The organism is Pseudomonas sp. 43(2021) (assembly GCF_017490805.1).
Taxonomy (GTDB): Bacteria; Pseudomonadota; Gammaproteobacteria; order Pseudomonadales; family Pseudomonadaceae; genus Aquipseudomonas.
In genome coordinates this window covers 259,918-280,997 of the sequence record NZ_JAFGYJ010000002.1, presented here as the reverse complement: position 1 = coordinate 280,997, position 21,080 = coordinate 259,918, and the positions used below count along the sequence as shown (strand labels likewise).

The 21,080-nt window shown below is 64.4% G+C and carries 20 protein-coding genes; 15 read left to right on the top strand and 5 right to left on the bottom strand.

All coding sequences use genetic code 11. From position 1 onward, the window contains the following. Window position 1: 1 nt before the first annotated feature. Entirely contained in the window at window positions 2-1,033 is a 1,032-nt protein-coding gene (locus tag J5M71_RS02880) for an ABC transporter ATP-binding protein (RefSeq protein WP_063911467.1), read from the bottom strand. A gap of 150 nt (window positions 1,034-1,183) precedes the next feature. Then, complete coding sequence (gene ydcS / locus J5M71_RS02875; protein WP_207829514.1) at window positions 1,184-2,335, bottom strand: putative ABC transporter substrate-binding protein YdcS; 1,152 nt, start codon at window positions 2,333-2,335, stop codon at window positions 1,184-1,186. A 216-nt stretch (window positions 2,336-2,551) separates the two neighbouring features. Between ydcS and J5M71_RS02870 the strand changes: the two genes are divergently transcribed. The 15 genes from J5M71_RS02870 (at window position 2,552) to J5M71_RS02800 (ending at window position 18,987) form a co-directional block, all read left to right on the top strand. Then, window positions 2,552-3,244, top strand: a complete 693-nt coding sequence (locus J5M71_RS02870) for a tellurite resistance TerB family protein (RefSeq protein WP_207829513.1) — start codon at window positions 2,552-2,554, stop codon at window positions 3,242-3,244. A 195-nt stretch (window positions 3,245-3,439) separates the two neighbouring features. Further along, window positions 3,440-5,062, top strand: a complete 1,623-nt coding sequence (locus J5M71_RS02865) for a methyl-accepting chemotaxis protein (RefSeq protein WP_207829512.1) — start codon at window positions 3,440-3,442, stop codon at window positions 5,060-5,062. A 5-nt stretch (window positions 5,063-5,067) separates the two neighbouring features. Next, window positions 5,068-5,574 carry a chemotaxis protein CheW gene (locus tag J5M71_RS02860; protein ID WP_207829510.1) on the top strand — a complete coding sequence of 169 codons (507 nt, stop codon included), beginning with the start codon at window positions 5,068-5,070 and terminating at the stop codon, window positions 5,572-5,574. Next, entirely contained in the window at window positions 5,571-6,845 is a 1,275-nt protein-coding gene (locus J5M71_RS02855; protein ID WP_207829508.1) for a CheR family methyltransferase, read from the top strand. Before J5M71_RS02860 ends, J5M71_RS02855 begins: the two co-directional genes overlap by 4 nt. Then, entirely contained in the window at window positions 6,842-7,504 is a 663-nt protein-coding gene (locus J5M71_RS02850) for a chemotaxis protein CheW (protein WP_207829506.1), read from the top strand. The genes J5M71_RS02855 and J5M71_RS02850 overlap by 4 nt, the downstream gene beginning before the upstream one ends. Beyond that, on the top strand, window positions 7,501-9,798 hold the full coding sequence (locus tag J5M71_RS02845; protein ID WP_207829505.1) for a hybrid sensor histidine kinase/response regulator: 2,298 nt from the start codon (window positions 7,501-7,503) through the stop codon (window positions 9,796-9,798). Before J5M71_RS02850 ends, J5M71_RS02845 begins: the two co-directional genes overlap by 4 nt. After that, on the top strand, window positions 9,795-10,808 hold the full coding sequence (gene wspF / locus J5M71_RS02840; protein WP_207829503.1) for a Wsp signal transduction system protein-glutamate methylesterase WspF: 1,014 nt from the start codon (window positions 9,795-9,797) through the stop codon (window positions 10,806-10,808). Before J5M71_RS02845 ends, wspF begins: the two co-directional genes overlap by 4 nt. Window positions 10,809-10,859: 51 nt before the next feature. After that, a complete protein-coding gene (gene wspR, locus J5M71_RS02835) occupies window positions 10,860-11,864 on the top strand; it encodes a Wsp signal transduction system regulator diguanylate cyclase WspR (RefSeq protein WP_207829500.1) in 1,005 nt (334 codons plus the stop codon). Between the two features lie 316 nt (window positions 11,865-12,180). Next, window positions 12,181-13,276 (top strand): peptide chain release factor 2 gene (gene prfB / locus J5M71_RS02830; RefSeq protein ID WP_096009945.1). Its coding sequence is split into 2 segments (ribosomal slippage): window positions 12,181-12,252 and window positions 12,254-13,276, totalling 1,095 coding nucleotides; the frame shifts between segments, so codons are not numbered across the junction. Between the two features lie 93 nt (window positions 13,277-13,369). Continuing rightward, the gene (lysS, locus tag J5M71_RS02825) at window positions 13,370-14,872 is read left to right on the top strand and encodes a lysine--tRNA ligase (RefSeq protein WP_207829496.1); all 1,503 of its coding nucleotides are present in this window, start codon (window positions 13,370-13,372) and stop codon (window positions 14,870-14,872) included. Window positions 14,873-15,077: 205 nt separating this feature from the next. After that, window positions 15,078-15,782, top strand: a complete 705-nt coding sequence (locus J5M71_RS02820) for a TetR family transcriptional regulator (protein ID WP_063911478.1) — start codon at window positions 15,078-15,080, stop codon at window positions 15,780-15,782. 29 nt (window positions 15,783-15,811) lie between these two features. Continuing rightward, complete coding sequence (locus J5M71_RS02815; RefSeq protein WP_063911479.1) at window positions 15,812-16,360, top strand: hypothetical protein; 549 nt, start codon at window positions 15,812-15,814, stop codon at window positions 16,358-16,360. 131 nt (window positions 16,361-16,491) lie between these two features. Beyond that, window positions 16,492-17,769, top strand: coding sequence for a flavohemoglobin expression-modulating QEGLA motif protein (locus J5M71_RS02810; RefSeq protein ID WP_025337939.1), 1,278 nt, complete (start codon window positions 16,492-16,494; stop codon window positions 17,767-17,769). Beyond that, window positions 17,741-18,664 (top strand): alpha/beta hydrolase, encoded by a 924-nt coding sequence (locus tag J5M71_RS02805; protein WP_063911480.1) that lies wholly within the window; start codon window positions 17,741-17,743, stop codon window positions 18,662-18,664. Before J5M71_RS02810 ends, J5M71_RS02805 begins: the two co-directional genes overlap by 29 nt. After that, window positions 18,661-18,987 carry a hypothetical protein gene (locus J5M71_RS02800; protein WP_207829493.1) on the top strand — a complete coding sequence of 109 codons (327 nt, stop codon included), beginning with the start codon at window positions 18,661-18,663 and terminating at the stop codon, window positions 18,985-18,987. The genes J5M71_RS02805 and J5M71_RS02800 overlap by 4 nt, the downstream gene beginning before the upstream one ends. A 166-nt stretch (window positions 18,988-19,153) precedes the next feature. Here the strand turns inward: J5M71_RS02800 and J5M71_RS02795 are convergent, their stop codons facing one another. From J5M71_RS02795 to J5M71_RS02785, 3 genes are all read right to left on the bottom strand, one after another. Continuing rightward, on the bottom strand, window positions 19,154-19,945 hold the full coding sequence (locus J5M71_RS02795; protein WP_207829492.1) for an OmpA family protein: 792 nt from the start codon (window positions 19,943-19,945) through the stop codon (window positions 19,154-19,156). A gap of 50 nt (window positions 19,946-19,995) precedes the next feature. After that, window positions 19,996-20,409: a DUF4398 domain-containing protein gene (locus tag J5M71_RS02790; RefSeq protein WP_207829491.1), complete on the bottom strand. Its 414-nt coding sequence runs from the start codon at window positions 20,407-20,409 to the stop codon at window positions 19,996-19,998. A gap of 277 nt (window positions 20,410-20,686) precedes the next feature. Beyond that, window positions 20,687-21,031 carry a hypothetical protein gene (locus tag J5M71_RS02785; protein WP_063911483.1) on the bottom strand — a complete coding sequence of 115 codons (345 nt, stop codon included), beginning with the start codon at window positions 21,029-21,031 and terminating at the stop codon, window positions 20,687-20,689. Between the last annotated feature and the right edge of the window lie 49 nt (window positions 21,032-21,080).

The following is a 21,080-nucleotide window of genomic DNA, read 5'->3' as shown; positions in this document are numbered from 1 at the left end:
GTCAGCGGCCCTCGGTTTCCCGCAGCACCGTCATGGCTTCACGGGGCCAGTGTGCCTGTACCCGTTGCCCGGGTTGCCAGGCCTGTGCCTGCGCCTGCCAGCGGTCGTTGGCCTGGCTCACCGCCAGTAGCTGGCCGCTGTCCAGTTGCAGCTCGTAGCGGGTGGCACTGCCCTGGTACTGGATATCGTGCAGCAGGCCGCTGACCTGGACATGCTGACCGGCTGTGGCCGGGTCGCCGAGACGGATGTGTTCGGGGCGGATGGAGAAGGGCGCCGGGCTGCCATTGAGCAGCGTGGCCAGCTCGCCGCGCACAACGTTGGAGGTGCCGACGAATTCGGCAACGAAGGGGGTGGCCGGTTGCATGTACAGATTGCGCGGGGTGTCGACCTGCTCGATGCGGCCACGGTTGAACACCGCCACCCGGTCGGACATCGACAGCGCCTCCGTCTGGTCATGGGTGACGAAAATGAAGGTGATACCCAGCTGGCGCTGCAGCTTTTTCAGCTCGCCCTGCATCTGTTCGCGCAACTTCAGGTCCAGCGCGCCCAGCGGCTCGTCCAGCAGCAGGACCCGTGGCCGGTTGACCAGCGCGCGGGCCAGGGCCACGCGTTGGCGTTGGCCGCCGGACAGCTGCGCCGGCTTGCGCGCGCCGTAGCCGGCCAGGGCCACCATGGCCAGGGCTTCTTCGGCGCGGCTGTGGCGTTCGGCCTTGGCCACGCCTTTTACCTTCAGGCCGTAGGCGATGTTGTCCAGTACGTTCATGTGCGGGAACAGTGCATAGTCCTGGAATACGGTGTTGACGTCGCGCTGGTAGGGCGGCACGCCGGCGGCTTCGACGCCGTGGATGCGGATCGAACCGCTGGTGGGTTGCTCGAAGCCGGCGATCAGGCGCAGGCAGGTGGTCTTGCCCGAGCCAGAGGGGCCGAGCATGGAGAAGAATTCGCCATCGATGATGTCGATGCTGACCTGGTCGACGGCCTTGACCTCGCCGAAAGTGCGGGAAACCTGGGTGAACTGGACGGCTAGGGGCATGCATGGGCTCCGGACAACTGGCTTACTCCTGTGTCGGCCTCTTCGCGGGCTTGCCCGCTCCCACAAGTTGCTCACCGCCTGTAAGGGTGGTGCTTTACCTGTGGGAGCGGGTTCACCCGCGAAGAGGCCGGCACAGGCATTCAGGCAACCTCAGCGCCCACCCATGATCGCAATGTAATCCTGGGTCCAGCGGCTATACGGCACGAACTTGCCCCCCTGGGCCTGCGGGGTTTTCCAGAAGGCGATCTTGTCGAAGTTGTCGAAGCCATTGGTCTTGCAACCTTCGGCCCCCAGCAGCTCGCTGCCGGTGCAGGCCGCCGGTACCGCCGGCAACGAACCGAACCAGGCCGCCACATCACCCTGTACCTTCGGCTGCAGCGACCAGTCCATCCACTTGTAGGCACAGTTGGGGTGCTTGGCCTCGCTGTGCAGCATGGTGGTGTCGGCCCAGCCGGTCGCGCCTTCCTTGGGAATGGTCGAGGCCACGGGCTGTTTCTCGGCCTTCAGGCCATTGACCATGTAACCCCAGGAGCTGGAGGCGACCACGCCTTCGTTCTTCACGTCGCTCATCTGCACCGTGGCGTCATGCCAGTAGCGATGGATCAGCGGTTGCTGCTGGCGCAGCAGTTCCAGCACGGCCTTGTACTGCGCTTCGCTCAGCTCGTACGGGTCCTGGATGCCCAGCTCCGGCTTGGCCGTCTTCAGGTACAACGCCGCGTCGGCGATGTAGATCGGCCCATCGTAGGCCTGCACGCGGCCTTTGTTCGGCTTGCCGTCGGGCAGGTTCTGCGGCTCGAACAGCACACCCCAGCTGGTGGGCGCCTGCTTGAACACGTCGGTGTTGTACAGCAGCACGTTCGGCCCCCACTGGTACGGGGTACCGTAGACCTGCTTGTCGACTACGTACCAGCTACCGTTCTGCAACCGTGGGTCGATGTTCTTCCAGTTGGGGATCAAGGCGGTGTTGATCGGCTGTACCCGCTTGCCCGCGATCAGCCGCAGCGAGGCATCGCCCGAGGCGGTGACCAGGTCATAACCGCCCTTGGTCATCAGGCTGACCATCTCGTCCGAGGTGGCAGCGGTCTTGACGCTGACCTTGCAGCCGGTTTCCTTCTCGAAGCCGCTCACCCAGTCGTAGGCCTTGTCGCTTTCACCGCGCTCGATGTAGCCGGGCCAGGCGACGATGTCCAGGCGGCCCTCGCCGGGCCCCAGGGCCTTGGGCGGTTCGCCAGCCTGCAGGCTGGCGCTGGCCAGCACGGCGCAGGCGGTGGCGCCGAGCAATGCGGTCTTGTGCACTGACATGGTGTTCCCTCTTCTTGGAGATTTTGGTCGGGGCAGTCATCAAGCAAGCCTGAAGCGATCGTTGTAAGCGTAGTGCGATTGCGTGCGGTGTTGGCGATATCGAGTCTAGTTGGCTTTTTGCCAGCCAATGCAACATCCGGAAGCAAATCCCCCCATGGCGATCGGGCAGGCAGGGCTTAACCTGACGGCTCCCTTGGCCAACGTGGAGACCGTTTGATGAATACCCGGGGATTGCTCGACCAGTTGCTCAAGTCCGGCCAGGACTTGCTCGCCAGCCAGGCCGGCAAGGGCAGCTCTGGCAAGCCTGGTACCAGTGCCGGCGGCCTTGGCAGCCTGCTTTCCGGTGCCGGTGGCGGTGCCTTGGCGGCGGGCGCCATGGGCTTGCTGCTGGGCAGCAGGAAAGCCCGCAAATATGGCGGCAAGGCCCTCACCTATGGTGGCCTGGCGGCACTCGGTGTGCTGGCCTACAAGGCCTACGGCAACTGGCAGGCGCGCCAGCAGGTAGCCGCCGCCGAGCCACAGACCGTCGACCGCTTGCCGCCGGCCCAGGCCGAACAGCACAGCCAGGCGGTGCTGCGGGCGCTGGTGGCGGCGGCCAAGTCCGATGGCCACATCGACGAACGCGAGCGAGCGTTGATCGAGGGCGAATTCACCCGCCTGGACACTGACCGCGAATTGCAGCACTGGCTGCATGCCGAGCTGAACAAACCACTGGACCCGGCCGAAGTGGCCCGTGCCGCGCAAACGCCGGAGATGGCCGCCGAGATGTACCTGGCCAGCGTGATGATGGTCGACCAGGAAAACTTCATGGAGCGCGCCTACCTGGACGAACTGGCCCGCCAGCTGCGCCTGGACCCTGCCCTGCGTCAGGAACTGGAAAGCCAGGCAAGGCTTGCCGCCGGCCAATAGGCGCGGCCTTTGTGGGAGCGGCCTTGTGCCGCGAATGGGCCGCTCCCACAAGAAATGCGCCTTTTCAGGGAGAGCAAATGACCTGTCCATCAGGCAGGTTACCTGGTCACTCCACATTTCAGCCGCATGACCGCTGGGCGCCTGGGCTATACTTCGGCGATTTTCCCGCTCGTTGTGAATTCCTGAGGGCTGAATGTGAAGAACTGGACCTTGCGCCAACGGATCCTGGCAAGTTTCGCCGTGATCATCGCCATCATGCTGCTGATGATCGTGGCCGCCTACTCGCGGTTGGCGACCATCGCATCCGCCGAGCAGGCAGTGGGCAGCGACAGCATTCCCGGGGTGTACTACAGCTCGATGATCCGTAGCGCCTGGGTCGACAGCTATGTCACCAGCCAGCAACTGGTGGGCCTGTCCAACCGTCGTGAAATCACCTCGGCCGACATGGAGCTGTTCAAAGGTTTCGAGGACCGCCTGAAGCAGTACATGGCGAGTTACCAGGCTACGATCCTGAGTCAAGCCGACCAGAGCCACTTCAACACCTTCGTGAAACTCGAAGAAAACTACATGAAGATCGTCGGCCAGGTACTGGAAGCCTACCGTCAGCACGACTATGACGAAGCCCAGCGGTTGATCAACGAGGTGCTCACCCCGGCCTGGGTCAATGGGCGCAAGCATCTGAACCAGGTTATTGAAGACAATCGGACCTCTGCTGAAACCGCCACCAACGAAATTGTCAACGCCGTGAGCACGGCCAAGGGCAGCATGGTGGTTTCGCTGTTGCTGGCGATCATCGCCGCGGGCATTTGCGGCCTGCTGCTGCTGCGCGCCATCACTGCCCCCGTGCAGCGCATTGTCCATGCCCTGGACAAACTGCGCTCGGGTGACCTGAGCATGCGTCTGAGCCTGGACCGCAAGGACGAGTTTGGCGCCATCGAAAGCGGCTTCAACGAAATGGCCGAGGCCTTGGCCAACCTGGTGTCCCAGGCCCAGCGTTCGTCGGTGCAGGTGACCACCTCGGTGACCGAAATCGCCGCCACCTCCAAGCAACAGCAGGCCACTGCCACCGAAACCGCCGCCACCACCACCGAAATCGGTGCCACCTCGCGTGAGATTGCCGCCACCTCGCGTGACCTGGTGCGCACCATGAGCGAAGTCACCTCGGCCGCCGATCAGGCCTCCAGCCTGGCTGGCTCCGGCCAGCAGGGGCTGGCGCGCATGGAAGAAACCATGCACCAGGTGATGGGCGCCGCCGACCTGGTCAATGCCAAACTGGGCATCCTCAACGAAAAGGCCAGCAACATCACCCAGATGGTGGTGACCATCGTCAAGGTCGCCGACCAGACCAACCTGCTGTCGCTCAACGCTGCCATCGAAGCGGAAAAGGCCGGCGAGTACGGCCGCGGCTTTGCCGTGGTGGCCACTGAAGTGCGCCGCCTGGCCGACCAGACTGCCGTGGCCACCTACGACATCGAGCAGATGGTGCGCGAGATCCAGTCGGCGGTGTCGGCAGGGGTCATGGGCATGGACAAGTTTTCCGAAGAAGTACGCCGCGGCATGTTCGAGGTGCAGCAGGTGGGCGAGCAGCTCAGCCAGATCATCCACCAGGTGCAGGCCCTGGCGCCGCGCGTGCTGATGGTCAACGAGGGCATGCAGGCCCAGGCCACGGGTGCCGAGCAGATCAACCAGGCGCTGGCCCAGCTCAGCGATGCCAGCACCCAGACCGTCGAGTCGCTGCGCCAGGCCAGTTTCGCCATCGATGAGCTGAGCCAGGTGGCCGCGGGCCTGCGTGGCGGCGTGTCGCGCTTCAAAGTCTGACTGCGATGGACGACTTGCAAACGCGCGCCGCGCGGGCGGGCAACGCGAAGGGGGCGTTGTATCTACAGTTTCGCATCCGCGAGCAACGCTTTGCCCTGAGCGTGTACGAGGTGATCGAGGTGCTGCCACAGCAGCCACTCAAGCCGATCGCCAAGGCGCCTGCCTGGGTCGCAGGCATCCTTGCACACCGAGGCCTGCTGGTGCCGGTGGTCGACCTGGCGGCATTGAGTTTCGGCCAGCCGGCAGCGCAGCGCACCAGTACCCGCCTGGTGCTGGTGCACTACCGAGGCGGCTTGCAGCTTGGCCTGATCCTGGAGCAGGCCACCGAAACCCTGCGTTGCCACCCCGACGAGTTTCAGCCGTATGGCGTGGACAGCGGCGAAGCCCCGTACCTTGGCCCGGTGCGTCAGGATGAGCAGGGCTTGTTGCAGCGCATCGAAGTCAACGAACTGTTGCCAGATGCCGTGCACGAGTTGCTGTACGTGAATGATCCGACAGGGATGCCGACATGATCGAACAGCGTTTTTTCCGTTTCTTGCGCGAACGCATCGGCCTGGACGTGGAGTCGGTGGGCGCGCCCATGGTCGAGCGTGCGCTGCGCCAGCGTTGCGTAGCCGTGAACGCCGCGGACCTGGATGATTACTGGCTGCACCTGCAGCAGTCGATGGATGAGCAACAGGCGCTGATCGAAGCCGTCATCGTCCCGGAAACCTGGTTTTTCCGTTACCCCGAATCCTTCACCGCCCTGGCCCGCCTGGCGCACAAACGCCTGGCCGAGCTGGCCGGGGCGCGCCCGCTGCGCTTGCTCAGTTTGCCTTGCTCGACCGGCGAGGAGCCCTATTCGCTGGCGATGGCCTTGCTCGACGCCGGTATCGCGCCGGGGGCGTTCATGATCGACGGCATGGACATCAGCCCCAGTTCCGTGGCCAAGGCCGGGCAGGCCGTATATGGGCGCAATGCCTTCCGTGGCAGCGACCTGGGCTTTCGTGCGCGTTACTTCCATGCCCTTGACGAAGGTCACCAACTGCATGAGCGGGTGCGCGAGCAAGTCAGCCTGCAAGTAGGTAACGTGCTCGACCCGGCGCTGGCCAGCCGCGATGGCCTGTACGACTTCGTGTTCTGCCGTAACCTGCTGATCTATTTCGACGTGCCGACCCAGCAACGGGTATTCGAGGTGCTCAAGCGTCTGTTGCATCCACAGGGCGTGCTGTTCATCGGCCCGGCCGAAGGTAGCTTGTTGGCGCGGTTGGGCATGCGCCCGCTGGGGATTGCCCAGTCGTTCGCCTACGTGCGCGAGGAAGGCGGTGGCGCTGCGCTGGTTACGCCACCGGTGCAGCCCTCGCGGGGCGCAGTGCCAACACTGGCCAAGCCGGGCTCTTTACAACCGAGCGCAGCGTTGCCGCGCCCACTGCGCGTGCTGCCCGTGGCCGCCAAGCCAGCGCCGGCCCGCGAGCACAGGCGTGAGGAGGCAAGCGAGTTGCTGGCCAGCATTGCCCGGCTTGCCAATGCCGGCGCCAGCGAACCGGCCCGTGCCGAATGTCAGCGCTACCTGGACCAGTTCGCGCCTTCGGCGCAGGTGTACTACTGGCTTGGGCTGCTCAGCGATACCGAGGGCGATGCACAGCAGGCATTGACCCATTATCGCAAAGCCCTGTACCTGGAACCACAGCACCCCGAGGCGCTGGTGCATCTGGCGGCCTTGCTGGCGGCCCAGGGCGACCTGGCCGGTGCCCGGCGCCTGCAGGAGCGCGCCGCGAGGGTTGGCCGGGAGTCTGAACGATGAAGGAAGCCGCGATGCAGTTGCTCGCCGAGGATGACGCGCACATCGACGACTGCTGGAACCGCATAGGCGTGCACGGCGACAAACAGTGCCCGCTGCTGGAGCGTCACGTTCACTGCCGCAACTGCGAGGTCTATGCCGCTGCTGCCACTCGCCTGCTCGACCGCTATGCGTTGATGCAGGACCACCAGGCTGCCGTGGCGCCGCCGGTCGAGGAAAGCAGTGGCCGCTCCATGCTGCTGTTCCGCCTGGGTGAAGAGTGGCTGGCGCTGGCCACTGCCTGCCTGGCCGAAATTGCCCCGTTGCAAGCGGTGCATTCGCTGCCGCACCAGCGCTCGCGGGTGTTGCTTGGGGTGGCCAACGTGCGCGGTGCGCTGGTGCCATGCCTGTCACTGGCCGACCTGCTGGGTGTGCAGGCCAGCGCTGGCGAACCACGCAGCGGCCGATCGATGCCGCGCATGCTGATCCTGGCCGCCAAGGGTGGGCCGGTAGTGATGGCGGTCGAGGAGATCGACGGCATTCACCGGCTCGACCCGCTGCTGCTGGGCAGTGGCCAGGACGCCACCCACTTCACCGCTGCGGTCCTGCAATGGCGCGGCCGTAGCGTGCGAGTGCTGGACGATCAACACTTACTGTCTGCCGTGCAGCGGAGCCTGTCATGACCCCAGAGCAAATGCGCGACGCATCGTTGCTCGAACTGTTCAGCCTGGAGGCCGAGGCGCAGACCCAGGTGCTCAGCGTCGGCCTGATGGCGCTGGAACGTAACCCTACGCAGGCCGACCAGCTCGAGGCTTGCATGCGTGCCGCCCACTCGCTGAAGGGGGCGGCGCGGATCGTCGGGGTGGACGAGGGTGTCAGCGTCGCCCACGTCATGGAAGACTGCCTGGTAGCTGCCCAGGAGGGCCGCCTGCGTCTGAGCGCCGAGCACATCGACGCCCTGTTGCAGGGCACTGACCTGCTGATGCGCATCGCTACGCCTGGCGACACCGGGGCGCAGGCGACCCTGCCGGTGTTCCTCGCGCAAATGGCCAACCTGCTCGACCCGGGAGCGGCAGTCATGCCCCCCATGCCACCAGCCTTGCCAGCAGTGTCGGAAACGCCGGTGCAAGCAGTGCAAGCCGAAGCTTTTCCGTTGCCTGTCGAGCCCTTGGAGCCCGAACCTGATCCTGCCCTGCATCGCAAGGCCGGCAAGCGCGCGGGCGAAGGTACGGAACGGGTATTGCGGGTAACCGCCGACCGCCTCAACAGCCTGCTCGACCTGTCCAGCAAGTCGTTGGTGGAAACCCAGCGGCTCAAGCCTTACCTGGCCACGCTGCAGCGCCTCAAGCGCATGCACGGCCAGGGCATGCAGGCGCTCGACGGCCTGCGCATGCAGCTGGAGGACAGTGGCCAGAGCAGCGAGGTGCTCGAAGCCCTGGCACAGACCCAGCGCCTGCTGGCGGAAACCCAGCAGATCCTGCAGCAGCAGGCTAGCGACCTGGACGAGTTCGGCTGGCAGGCCAGCCAGCGCGCGCAACTGCTGTACGACACTGCGCTGGCCTGCCGGATGCGGCCGTTTGCCGATGTGTTGACCGGCCAGAGCCGCATGGTGCGGGACCTTGGCCGCTCGCTGGGCAAGCCGGTGCGCCTGCTGGTGGAAGGGGAGAAGACCCAGGTCGACCGCGATGTGCTGGAAAAGCTCGAAGCGCCGCTGACCCACCTGTTGCGCAACGCGGTCGATCACGGCATCGAACTGCCCGAGCGTCGTCTGCTGGCGGGCAAGGCGGAGGAGGGCGTGATTCGTCTGCGGGCCTCGCACCAGGCCGGTATGCTCAGCCTGGAACTGATCGACGACGGTGCCGGCATCGACCTCGAGCGCCTGCGCAGCAGCATCGTCGAGCGTGCCCTGTCGCCCGCCGACACGGTGGCGCGGATGAGCGAGGCAGAGTTACTGACGTTCCTGTTCCTGCCTGGTTTCAGCCTGCGCGACAAGGTCACCGAGGTGTCCGGCCGCGGCGTGGGCCTGGATGCGGTGCAGCACATGATCCGTGAGCTGCGCGGTTCGATCGAGCTGACCCAGCTGGCCGGGCAGGGCTGCCGTTTCCACCTGCAGGTGCCGCTGACTCTGTCGGTGGTGCGCAGCCTGGTGGTCGAGGTGGGGGGCGAGGCCTATGCCTTCCCGCTCGCCCATATCGAGCGCACGCTGAACGTGAGCGCCGAAGAGATCGTGCAGATCGAAGGGCGCCAGCATTTCTGGCATGAAGGCCGGCACATCGGCCTGGTCGCGGCCAGCCAGCTGCTCAACCGCCCGGCAGGGCAAGCGCAGGAGAGCAGCTTGCGGGTGGTGGTGATCCGCGAGCGCGAGCAACTGTATGGCGTGGCCGTGGAGCGGTTGGTAGGCGAGCGGGTGCTGGTGGTGATGCCGCTCGACCCACGGCTGGGCAAGGTGAAGGACATTTCCTCCGGCGCCTTGCTCGACGATGGCTCGGTGGTGCTGATCGTCGATGTCGAGGACCTGCTGCGCTCGGTGGAAAAACTGCTCAGCACCGGCAGCCTGGAGCGCATCGAACGCGGCGGCAGCGGTGCCCGTGGCGTGGCGCGCCAGCGCATCCTGGTGGTTGACGACTCGCTGACCGTGCGTGAACTGCAGCGCAAGCTGCTCGGCAACCGTGGCTACGACGTAGCGGTGGCAGTGGATGGCATGGACGGCTGGAACGCCCTGCGTGGCGAGGACTTCGACCTGCTGATCACCGACATCGACATGCCACGCATGGACGGCATCGAGCTGGTCACCCTGGTGCGCCGCGACCAGCGCCTGCAATCGCTGCCGGTGATGGTGGTGTCCTACAAGGACCGTGAGGAAGATCGACGGCGTGGCCTGGATGCCGGCGCCGACTACTATTTGGCAAAGGCCAGTTTCCACGACGATGCATTGCTGGATGCTGTGGTTGAGCTGATCGGAGGTGCTCAGGGATGAAGATCGCCATCGTCAACGACATGCCCATGGCCGTCGAGGCGCTGCGCCGGGTAGTCGCTTTCGAGCCCGCGCACCAGGTCATATGGGTGGCCGGCAATGGCGCCGAGGCGGTGCAGCGCTGCACCGAGCAGCAGCCAGACCTGATTCTCATGGACCTGATCATGCCGGTGATGGACGGTGTCGAGGCCACCCGGCGGATCATGGCCGAGACCCCGTGCGCCATCGTCATCGTCACGGTCGACCGCAAGCAGAACATGCACCGGGTGTTCGAGGCCATGGGCCACGGCGCCCTTGATGTGGTCGACACGCCGGCGCTGGGGGCGGGTGATCCGCGCGAAGCGGCAGCGCCTCTGCTGCGCAAGATCCTCAACATAAGCTGGCTGATTGGCCAGCAGCGCGCACCGGCTACCCGCCCGGTCGCCGCGCCTGTGCGGGCAGCGTCCCAGCACCGTGGCTTGGTGGCGATCGGCTCGTCTGCTGGCGGCCCGGCGGCCCTTGAAGTGCTGCTCAAATGCCTGCCGGCGGCGTTTCCGGCGGCCATCGTGCTGGTCCAGCATGTGGACCAGGTGTTTGCCGCGGGTATGGCCGAATGGCTCAGCAGCGCTGCCGGCCTGCCGGTGCGCCTGGCCCGTGAAGGCGAGCCACCGCAGCCGGGGCAGGTGTTGCTGGCCGGCACCAATCACCACATCCGCCTGCTACAGAACGGCCAGCTGGCCTACACTGCCGAACCAGTCAATGAAATCTACCGGCCCTCGATCGATGTGTTCTTCGAAAGTGTGGCGCGCTATTGGACCGGCGATGCGGTGGGCGTATTGCTTACCGGCATGGGCCGCGATGGTGCCCAGGGGCTGAAGCTGATGCGCCAGCAGGGTTTCCTGACCATTGCCCAGGACCAGGCCAGCAGCGCGGTATACGGAATGCCCAAGGCTGCTGCGGCCATCGATGCTGCAGTGGAAATCCGCCCGCTGGAACGCATAGCCGGGCGCTTGATGGAATTTTTCGCAAAATGACGAAGTGTATTGAATCACGCCGCCAGGCCGGTAGTGATCGGGTGAACAGGTATGAATGATTTACCGATCGAAGGTTTCACGACCCCCAACGAGAACTCGGCGATGGTGCTGCTGGTCGATGACCAGGCCATGATCGGCGAGGCGGTGCGGCGTGGCCTGGCCAATGAAGAGAACATCGACTTCCACTTCTGCGCCGACCCGCACCAGGCGGTGGCCCAGGCAGTGCGCATCAAGCCCACGGTGATCCTCCAGGACCTGATCATGCCTGGCCTGGACGGGTTGACCCTGGTGCGTGAATACCGCAACAACCCGGCAACCCAGGACATACCGATCATCGTCCTGTCGACCAAGGAAGACCCGTTGGTCAAGAGTGCAGCCTTTGCTGCCGGGGCGAACGATTACCTGGTCAAGCTGCCGGACACCATCGAGCTGGTGGCGCGCATTCGCTACCACTCGCGTTCCTACCTGACCTTGCTGCAGCGCGACGAGGCCTACCGCGCCCTGCGCGTCAGCCAGCAGCAACTGCTCGATACCAACCTGATGCTGCAGCGGCTGATGAACTCCGACGGCCTGACCGGGTTGTCCAACCGCCGCCACTTCGACGAGTACCTTGAGCTGGAGTGGCGCCGGGCCATGCGTGAACAGCAGCAATTGTCGCTGCTGATGATCGACGTGGACTTCTTCAAGGCCTACAACGACAGCTTCGGCCACCTGGCCGGTGACGAGGCCCTGCGCCAGGTGGCCGAGGCGATACGCGGCTCGTGCTCGCGGCCGACCGACCTGCCGGCGCGCTATGGCGGCGAGGAGTTCGTCCTGGTGTTGCCCAACACCTCGCCGGGTGGGGCACGCCTGGTGGCCGAGAAGCTGCGTCAGACCGTACTCGGCCTGGGCATCCCGCACACCGCCCCGGTGACCAACTCGTACCTGACCGTGAGCATCGGCCTGGCCACCCAGACTCCGTCTATCGGTAGCCATAGCCGGCAGCTGATCTCGGCGGCGGACAAAGGCCTGTACCAGGCCAAGAATGGCGGGCGCAACCAGGTTGGCATCGCCTGAAAAGCTGAAGCTGGCGCGGCCCCTGTGGGAGATTGCCCAGCCCTTTGGGCTGCGCTGTCGCACAGGGAACAATGTTCGAAAGCGTGTCACCTTCCCTTGTGGGAGCGGGCGTGTCGAGGCGTCGAACCGCCGCGAAGCAGACGACGCGGTGTATGGCACCGGCTTCGCCGGTGTTCGCGGGCACGCCCGCTCCCACAGGGGCTGCGCAATTTCCGAATGCTCTATATATAGGCTACCGCCCGGCGGGTCTGCCGCCTTGCTACGGACTCGGTTATACTCGCAGGCTTTTCACCGAATTCGTGCGAGTAGCCAGCCCATGGAAATCCAACCGATCCTGAACACCATCAAGGACCTCACCGAGCGTTCCCAGTCCATTCGGGGGTATCTTTGACTACGATCACAAGCATGACCGCCTGATCGAAGTCAACCGCGAGCTGGAAGACCCCAACGTCTGGAACAAGCCCGAGTACGCCCAGGCCCTGGGCCGCGAGCGTGCCATGCTGGCGCAGGTCGTCGAGACCCTGGACAAACTGTCCAACGGCCTGTCCGACTGCAAGGACCTGCTCGACATGGCCGTCGAGGAAGAGGATGAAGGCGCCGTAAGCGACGTCGAGACCGAGCTGCAAGCCCTGGAAGAGTCCCTGGCCCTGCTTGAGTTCCGTCGCATGTTCAGCGGCGAGATGGACATGAACAACGCCTACCTGGACATCCAGGCCGGCTCCGGCGGTACCGAGGCGCAGGACTGGGCCAACATCCTGCTGCGCATGTACCTGCGCTGGGCCGACAAGCGTGGTTTCGACGCTACCATCATCGAGCTTTCCGAAGGTGAAGTCGCCGGTATCAAGGGCGCCACCGTGCATATCAAGGGCGAGTACGCCTTCGGCTGGCTGCGCACCGAGATCGGCGTGCACCGCCTGGTGCGCAAGAGCCCGTTCGACTCCGGTGCCCGTCGCCACACCTCGTTCTCCGCGGTGTTCGTATCGCCCGAGATCGACGACAAGGTCGAGATCGAGATCAACCCGGCCGACCTGCGTATCGACACCTACCGTTCCTCCGGTGCTGGTGGTCAGCACGTGAACACCACCGACTCGGCGGTGCGTATCACCCACGTGCCGACCAACACCGTGGTGGCCTGCCAGAACGAACGCTCCCAGCACGCCAACAAGGACACCGCCATGAAAATGCTGCGGGCCAAGTTGTACGAGCTGGAAATGCAGAAACGCAACGCCGCCTCGCAGGCGCTGGAAGACAGCAAGTCGGACATCGGCTGGGGCCACCAGATCCGCTCCTACGTGCTGGATGACTCGCGTATCAAGGACCTGCGTACCGGTGTCGAGCGCAGCGACTGCCAGAAGGTCCTGGACGGTGACCTCGACCAGTACCTGGAAGCGAGCCTCAAGCAGGGGCTGTAAACCGTACACAACTGCCGCGGTACCTGGCCTGGGGCCGGTATCGCGTGCCCTGCCCGAAAGGGGCACCGCACACCTGATGGAAAGAATGACGAAATGAGCGACCTCAAGACCGAAGTGCAAGACCTGCAACAGGAAGAAAACGCCCTGATCGCCCTGCGCAAGGAAAAGCTTGCCGCCGAGCGCGCCAAGGGCAATGCCTTCCCCAATGACTTCCGTCGCGACAGCTACTGCAACGACCTGCAGAAACAGTACGCGGACAAGACCAAGGAAGAACTGGAAGCTGCAGCGATTCCGGTCAAGGTTGCCGGTCGCATCATGCTCAACCGTGGCTCGTTCATGGTCATTCAGGACATGACCGGCCGCATTCAGGTCTACGTCAACCGCAAGACCTTGTCGGAAGAAACCCTGGCCGCGGTCAAGACCTGGGACTTGGGCGACATCATCAGCGCCGAAGGCACCCTGGCCCGTTCCGGCAAGGGCGACCTGTACGTCGAAATGACCCACGTGCGCCTGCTGACCAAGTCGCTGCGCCCGCTGCCCGACAAGCACCACGGCCTGACCGACACCGAGCAGCGCTACCGCCAGCGTTACGTCGACCTGATGGTCAATGAAGAAACCCGCCACACCTTCCGTGTACGTTCGCAGGTGATCTCGCACATCCGCAAGTTCCTCATCGAGCGCGACTTCCTCGAAGTCGAGACACCGATGCTGCAGACCATCCCGGGCGGTGCTGCGGCCAAGCCGTTCGAAACCCACCACAACGCCCTGGACATGGCCATGTTCCTGCGTATTGCGCCGGAGCTGTACCTCAAGCGCCTGGTGGTGGGTGGCTTCGAGAAGGTGTTCGAGATCAACCGCAACTTCCGTAACGAAGGCGTTTCGACTCGTCACAACCCTGAATTCACCATGCTCGAGTTCTACCAGGCCTACGCCGACTACCGCGACAACATGGACCTCACCGAGGAACTGTTCCGCGAGCTGGCGCAGCTGGTACTGGGCACTACCGACGTGCCGTACGGCGACAAGGTATTCCACTTCGGTGAGCCGTTCGCCCGCCTGTCGGTATTCGACTCGATCCTCAAGTACAACCCGGAGCTGACCGCTGCCGACCTGCAGGACGTCGACCGCGCCCGCGACATCGCCAAAAAGGCCGGCGCCAAGGTGCTGGGCCACGAAGGCCTGGGCAAGCTGCAGGTGATGATTTTCGAAGAGCTGGTCGAGCACAAGCTGGAGCAGCCGCACTTCATCACCGAGTACCCGTTCGAAGTGTCGCCGCTGGCCCGTCGCAACGACGACAACCCGGCTGTTACCGACCGTTTCGAGCTGTTCATCGGTGGCCGCGAGATCGCCAACGCCTACTCCGAGCTCAACGATGCCGAAGACCAGGCCGAGCGCTTCCTGGCCCAGGTGGCCGAGAAGGACGCCGGTGACGACGAAGCCATGCACTACGACGCCGACTTCGTTCGCGCCCTGGAATACGGCATGCCGCCGACTGCGGGTGAAGGCATCGGCATCGACCGCCTGGTGATGCTGCTGACCAACTCGCCGTCGATCCGCGACGTGATCCTGTTCCCGCACATGCGTCCGCAGGCCTGAGTGAATTGAACGAGCCGCCTTTCGAGGCGGCTTTTTCTTGCCTGTACACTTGAATTGCCTGTGCCGGCCCTTTCGCGGCTAAAGCCGCTCCCACAGGGATCCCACTGCCCTCAGGCTGGTGCAGTCCCTGTGGGAGCGGCTTTAGCCGCGAAGAGGCCGGCACTGACGAAACACTGTCCATGAGGTACCCCCCGTGACACCCGCAATGCCTCACCAGGGCGCCGCCGGCATCGCCACCGCCGTCGCCGAAAGCGTGCAATACCAAGGCCGCAAGACTGCCCGCCAAGGCAGCGAGCAGCGTCGCCAGCTGATCCTCGACGCCGCCATGCGCATTGTCGTGCGCGATGGCGTACGCGGCGTACGCCATCGCGCCGTCGCCGCCGAGGCCGGTGTGCCACTGTCGGCCACCACCTACTACTTCAAGGACATCGAGGACCTGCTCACCGATACCTTCGCCCAGTATGTCGAGCGCAGCGCCGCCTACATGGCCAAGCTGTGGGCCAATACCGAGGTGGTGTTGCGTCAGTTGCTGGCCCAGGGCGACGGCAGCCCGCAGGCGCGGGCACGCCTGGCTGATGAGGTAGCGCGCATGACTGCCGACTACGTACAGCGGCAACTGCTGACCCGCCGTGACTTCCTGATGGCCGAGCAGGCCTTCCGCCAGGAGGCGCTGCTGTGCCCGCGCCTGGCCGAACTGGTGTGCGCCCACGAGCAGATCCTGCTGCATGGCACCCGGCAATTGCTGCAGGTGGTGGGCTCGCGGCAACCGGAGCAGGACGCCCAGATGTTGACGGCGATTATCGAGCAGATGGAATATCAGGGCCTGCTCAAGGATGCCAACGCGCAAGCCGATGGGCAGATGCTCGCTATGCTTAGCCGATACCTGCAGCTGGTGCTGGCGTCGGCCTGAGCCGAGACCGATTTTTCAAGGAGAACCTGATGAAAGCCTGGCGTGTGGTGTTGTTGACTCTGTCATTCCTGCTGCTGGGCGGTTGTCTGGTGACCTTCCACGAGCCCTTGCCGAGCAACCAGGCAGCGCCCAAGGCCTTGCTCGGCAAGTGGAGCAGCAAGGACGCCTGGGGCGAGCCGCTGAAGCTGGTGATCAGCCGTAGCGGCGCCGATGCCTACAAGGCGGTGGCCACGGCCAAGGGCAAGGCCCCTGAGGAATACGTGTTCACCGTGTCGCGCCACGGCAACCGCTGGTACCTGTCGGCCGGCGTGCCCAAGCGCCTGGGTGGCAACTTCCTGATCGGCGGTTTCGATATCGTCGATGGCAAGGAACTGGTGGTCTACAACCTGGATGTCGAGCAGGTGCAGCAGGCGGTGGACAAGAAGGAGCTGACCGGGCGCAGCACCGAGGTGCCTGAAGACAACGGCGACGGCGTGCTGATCGACAGCCCGTCGGCGCGGGTGCTGGCTTACCTGGACGACCCGGCCAACTCCGACCTGTTCGTTGAAGTGGCGCGGTTCCAGCGTTCCGGCAAATGACCGCGCTGGCTTCTTCGCGGCTGAAGCCGCTCCCACAGGGATTGCAGTACCTGTAGGAGCGGCTTTAGCCGCGAAGAGGGCGGTTCAGGCAATGCAAGGCTTGGCACTTTGTTCCAATAAGGAGTCCCCCGGTGGACGAATACCAGCAAACCATCCGTGCCCTGTCCGACCGCATCGTCGCGGCCCAGACCCCGATCCGGGTGCTGGACGCGGTGAAGTGGGACGACAACATCCGCCAGGGCTTCCTCAAGGCCAAGGGCAAGGAGCCGCCGGCCGTCGACCGTGCCTACTACCAGTCGCGCCCGCTGGCGTTCGATTCCAGCGCGGTCAAGGCCGAGTTCCAGGGCATCGAGCGCGACATCATTCGCCAGCTCGGCCAGTTCAACCCGGTCGGGCAGATCATGAAGCGCATGTGCCGCGAATACCGCATGGTCGTGCGCATGCTCGAAGCGCGCGGCACCGAGGATTTCGGCCTGATTTCCCAGGAGCTGTACGGCGCTGCCTCGGATGCCTTCCACGCCGGTGACCCGACCTTGGCCGACCTCGGTCTGATGCTGTCGGACTACCTGAACAACATCGATGGCCGTGGCGACCTCAAGGACGAACCGAAGAACCTCACCGCCAAGGAGGCCGTGGAAATCCTCCAGCACCGGCTGAACAAGGTGTTCGGCGAGGCCGAGGAGACCATCCGAGTGTTCGAGTCCGACGGTATCGTCGCCGATGCCGCGGCCGGGGCCGACTACATCAAGGTGCGTGCCGACGCCATGTTCAACGCCCGTGATGTGCGCGCCCTGGAGGTGCATGAAGGGCTGGTGCATGTTGGCACCACGCTCAACGGCCTGAACCAGCCGATCTGTACCTTCCTGGCCAAGGGCCCGCCCTCGTCGACGGTGACCCAGGAAGGCCTGGCCATCCTCATGGAGGTGATCGCCTTCGCCTCCTACCCCAGCCGCCTGCGCAAGCTCACCAACCGCACCCGCGCCATCCACATGGTCGAGGAGGGTGCCGATTTCATGCAGATCTACAACTTCTTCCGCGAGCAGGGCTTCGAGATGGCGCAGAGCTACAGCAACGCCAGCAGGGTGTTCCGTGGGTCGGTGCCCAATGGCCTGCCATTTACCAAGGACTTGTCCTACCTCAAAGGCTTCATCATGGTTTACAACTACATTCAGTTGGCCGTGAAGAAGGGCAAGCTCGAACAGATCCCTTTGCTGTTCTGTGGCAAGACCACCCTGGAAGACATGCGCACCCTGCGTCAGCTGGTCGAGGAAGGTCTGGTCGAGCCGCCCAAGTACCTGCCCGAGCAGTTCCGCGACCTCAACGCGCTGTCGGCCTGGATGTGCTTCTCCAACTTCCTCAACCATCTGAGCCTGGACCGCATTGAAGCCGACTACGCGAACATTCTCTGAGTGCTGCCGCCTGCTGACCCTGGGCTTGATCCTGCTGGGCCTGGGTGGTTGCAGCAGCCTGCTGTTCTACCCCGAGCGTGGCCAGCCGTTCACGCCCGAGCGAGCCAGGCTCGAGTACCGCGATGTCACCCTGACCACGGCTGATGGCATCCGCCTGCATGGCTGGTGGTTGCCTGCCAAGGCCGGGGTCGAGGTCAAGGGCACGGTGCTGCACCTGCACGGCAATGGCGGCAACCTGCCTGGGCACCTGGGCGGCAGCTACTGGCTGCCGGAACAGGGCTACCAGGTGCTGATGATCGATTACCGCGGCTATGGCCTGTCCCAGGGTGAGCCGAGCCTGCCCGAGGTGTATGAGGATATCGCCGCGGCGATGGCGTGGCTGGACCAGGCGCCCGAGGTCAAGGGCAAGCCGCTGGTGCTGCTGGGGCAGAGCCTGGGCGGCGCCATGGCCATTCACTACCTGGCGGCCCACCCCGAGCAGCGCCAGCGTTTCAGCGCCCTGGTGTTCGACGGCGTGCCGGCCAGCTACCGTGCGGTCGGGCGCTTTGCCCTCAGCACCTCGTGGATGACCTGGCCGCTGCAGGTGCCACTGTCGTGGCTGGTGCCGGACGGCGACAGCGCGATCCGCTCGATCGAGCAGCTGAGCAGCCCGCCCAAGCTGTTCTTCCACAGCATCGACGATACCCTGGTGCCGATGGACAACGGCATCCGCCTGTACCAGCACGCGCCAGCGCCGCGGGTACTGCAACTGACCCGTGGTGGCCACGTACAGACCTTCGCCGACCCGACCTGGCGTCAGGTGATGCTGCGTTTCCTCGACGACCCCAGCCATTTCAACGGCCTGCGGCGGCTGGCCGAAGTGCCCGATTACCCTGACGAGAAGAACAAGCAATGAGTGAAGAACGCAACGCCATCCCGCTGATCCTGACCGGTGTCGGCAGCATCATCGTGACGGTGGGGGCCTTGTGGTACTACGGTTACCTGCATTTCGCCAAGCCCGAGGATGCCCTGTTGCTGCAGGACTTCACCATGCTCAAGACCCTCCCTGGCGAGGACTACAAGGTCTCGCTGGACCCGGCGCCACAGGTGGCCCAGTGCGTCGATGGCGTGCTGGTGCTGTTCGACACCCAGCAGAAAGGCCTGACCGGCGTGCTGGTGGACAACCGCAAGCGCGCGGTGCGCTGCATGGGTGAGGAAACGCCGCAGCAGATACAGTGAGCCATTGTCTCTACTGCTTGTGCTGGCCCTTTCGCGGCTAAAGCCGCTCCCACAGGATCGGGCTGTACGCGATCCCTGTGGGAGCGGCTTTAGCCGCGAAAGGGCCGGAACAGGCAAAAGAAAGCCCCGCTTCGATCGCGGGGCTTGTCAGTTCAGCTAACCAACCTTACTGCTGCACCTGGCTCACCGAGCGCGGCGCCACCGGCTGGTTGTCGTTGGAGATGGTCACCTCCACCCGACGGTTCTGCGCCCGCCCCGAATTGCTCGAGTTGTCCGCTACCGGGTACTCCTTGCCATAGCCCTGGGCGACGATGCGCGCCGGGTCGACGCCGGCACGTACCAGTGCCATGCGCACACTGTTGGCGCGGCGCTCTGACAGGCCCTGGTTATAGTTGGCCGAGCCGACGCTGTCGGTGTAACCCTCGACAATCACCTTGCGTTCCGGGTTTTCCTGGAGGAACTGCGCCAGCTTGGTGATGTTCGGGTAGGCGTTGCTCTTGAGTTCGGCCTTGTTGAAGTCGAACAGCACGTCACCGAAGGTGACCAGCGTGCCGCGGTCGGTCTGCTTGGCGTTGAGGCTGTCCTGCAGCTTGGCGATCTGCGCGTCGCGGGCGTCCAGCTTGGCCTGGGCACGCTGGGCCGAGGCGTTCTTCAGTTCGCCTTCGGCGGTGCGCAGGGCGATGGTCTGCTTGGCCACCTCGACACGCTGGTTGGTCAGGTAGGCCAACTGGTCGACCTTCTTCTCGTCTTCGCCGTCCATGTAGGCCTTGTCGGCTTTGTTCAGCCAGTCCTGGGCATCCTTGGTCTCCAGCGCCGCAACCTTGCTCGATTGCGGGTCACTCTGCAGCGAGGAGAAGTTGGTGCGGGCCGATTCGAGGTTGGCGTTTGGGTCGTGCGAGCAGGCGGCAAGGCCGACACTCAGGGCCAGCAGGGCGGGAATCATGACGTAGTTGCGCATAGTGTTCATCCTTTGATCGTTTGCGAAGGCCGAGGTTGGCAGGGCAGGGCTCATTGAGCGCTGCGCAGGCCTTCCTCACGTACGTCCTGAACGCCCTCGCGGGCATCCTGCACGGCCTTCTGGGCCTTGGCCGCCTGGGCCTTGCGTTCGGCGAGGCGGGCGTCCCATTCGGCCTGTTCGGCCAGGCGCCTGGCGTCGTCGTATTTCTTGTCATGCATGGCGATCTCGGCCTGCTTGAACTTGTCCTGGGCCGCTTTCATTTCCACGGCGGCGAACTCGGTGCCGCCAGCGCTGACGGCGGAGTTCACGGCGGACTGGGTGACGGCATATTGCTCGGTGGGCGGGTTGCCCGCACAGCCGGCCAGGGCCAGGCTACTGCCCAAGGCCAGTGCTGCCAGCTTGAACCCGCGCACATGAGTGGATGAGGGTTTGCAAGTGAGGGTCTTCTTGGTGGTCAGTTCCATTGGATCACTCCTGTTCACGACGATGTCCGTAGCAGTCCATCGCTCATTCCCTGACACGTCCGCGCGCTTCAGCTCAACGGTGCACAACGGCAGGTGTGCAGGGTTTTAGCGTGATGGCTATTGGCTGTGACTGAGGCTTTTTCCGGATAGTTCAGAAAAAATCACCCTTAACGGACAACTATTTCTGACTAATCGGTCAGTGTGATTCGTCCGGAACTTTTGCGGTGTATAGCGGTATTCCGGGCCCCTACCAGGCCCGGAAGAATGGGGCGGCGGGTTACTTCTCGCTGTCGGCTGCGGGGTTGCTCAGGGCGTGCAGATGCTGCCGCGACAGTGAAAGAAAGCGCGGAGTAGGGCCGATGTCCTCGTACAGCGGGTCGCCTTCTTCGTCGGTGGCGATGACCTGGCGGCCCTGCACATAGGGGAAGCTGGCCTCCAGTTCCTCAAGAGCGGCTGCGACCAGTTCACCGAGCAGTTCTTCGGCGGTGCGCTTGGGGTACATGTCGATCAGCGCGGCCAGGCGCGCCTCTGACTCCAGGTCCAGGTGCAGGACATGGCCCGTGGGGCTAAGGGTACCGGCGGCATTCTGTTCCCAATGCCGGGCGAGTTCACGAATTTTCATGATGACCTCTGTTGACGCCTGAAAAGGCTGCATTGCATGGGAGTCTCGT

Coding starts and splice junctions, on each gene's coding strand:
- J5M71_RS02880 (WP_063911467.1), bottom strand. CDS start 1,033: ATGCCCCTAGCCGTCCAGTTCACCCAGGTTTCCCGCACTTTCGGCGAG.
- ydcS (WP_207829514.1), bottom strand. CDS start 2,335: ATGTCAGTGCACAAGACCGCATTGCTCGGCGCCACCGCCTGCGCCGTG.
- J5M71_RS02870 (WP_207829513.1), top strand. CDS start 2,552: ATGAATACCCGGGGATTGCTCGACCAGTTGCTCAAGTCCGGCCAGGAC.
- J5M71_RS02860 (WP_207829510.1), top strand. CDS start 5,068: ATGGACGACTTGCAAACGCGCGCCGCGCGGGCGGGCAACGCGAAGGGG.
- J5M71_RS02855 (WP_207829508.1), top strand. CDS start 5,571: ATGATCGAACAGCGTTTTTTCCGTTTCTTGCGCGAACGCATCGGCCTG.
- J5M71_RS02850 (WP_207829506.1), top strand. CDS start 6,842: ATGAAGGAAGCCGCGATGCAGTTGCTCGCCGAGGATGACGCGCACATC.
- J5M71_RS02845 (WP_207829505.1), top strand. CDS start 7,501: ATGACCCCAGAGCAAATGCGCGACGCATCGTTGCTCGAACTGTTCAGC.
- wspF (WP_207829503.1), top strand. CDS start 9,795: ATGAAGATCGCCATCGTCAACGACATGCCCATGGCCGTCGAGGCGCTG.
- wspR (WP_207829500.1), top strand. CDS start 10,860: ATGAATGATTTACCGATCGAAGGTTTCACGACCCCCAACGAGAACTCG.
- lysS (WP_207829496.1), top strand. CDS start 13,370: ATGAGCGACCTCAAGACCGAAGTGCAAGACCTGCAACAGGAAGAAAAC.
- J5M71_RS02820 (WP_063911478.1), top strand. CDS start 15,078: ATGCCTCACCAGGGCGCCGCCGGCATCGCCACCGCCGTCGCCGAAAGC.
- J5M71_RS02815 (WP_063911479.1), top strand. CDS start 15,812: ATGAAAGCCTGGCGTGTGGTGTTGTTGACTCTGTCATTCCTGCTGCTG.
- J5M71_RS02800 (WP_207829493.1), top strand. CDS start 18,661: ATGAGTGAAGAACGCAACGCCATCCCGCTGATCCTGACCGGTGTCGGC.
- J5M71_RS02795 (WP_207829492.1), bottom strand. CDS start 19,945: ATGCGCAACTACGTCATGATTCCCGCCCTGCTGGCCCTGAGTGTCGGC.
- J5M71_RS02790 (WP_207829491.1), bottom strand. CDS start 20,409: ATGGAACTGACCACCAAGAAGACCCTCACTTGCAAACCCTCATCCACT.
- J5M71_RS02785 (WP_063911483.1), bottom strand. CDS start 21,031: ATGAAAATTCGTGAACTCGCCCGGCATTGGGAACAGAATGCCGCCGGT.